Source organism: Methylophaga sp. UBA1464 (assembly GCF_002325665.1).
GTDB lineage: Bacteria > Pseudomonadota > Gammaproteobacteria > Nitrosococcales > Methylophagaceae > Methylophaga.
In genome coordinates this window covers 17,896-18,155 of record NZ_DCSO01000030.1, presented here as the reverse complement: position 1 = coordinate 18,155, position 260 = coordinate 17,896, and the positions used below count along the sequence as shown (strand labels likewise).

At 47.7% G+C, this 260-nt stretch carries 1 protein-coding gene; it reads right to left on the bottom strand.

What is annotated here, in order from left to right:
* Positions 1-260, bottom strand: a 260-nt coding sequence (locus tag B3O33_RS03340) for a helicase HerA-like domain-containing protein (RefSeq protein ID WP_292362924.1), incomplete at both ends; no start/stop codon positions are given.

Here is a 260-nt window from a genome sequence, read left to right as displayed (position 1 = left end):
AACAACACCAGTTTGGGTTTCTCCGGATCACCCACTTCCGGTAACTGGTCAAATAACTCAGCCATCAGCCATAGTAAAAACGTACTGTATAACTGCGGAGACTGCATTAATTTATCAGCAGCAAGTAAATTGATGATGCCTTTGCCCTGTGCATCGGTTTGCAACAGATCGTCCAGATTCAGAACCGGTTCGGCAAACAGTTTGTCTGCTCCCTGATCTTCCAGTACCAGAAGACGACGTTGGATGGCTCCGACACTGGC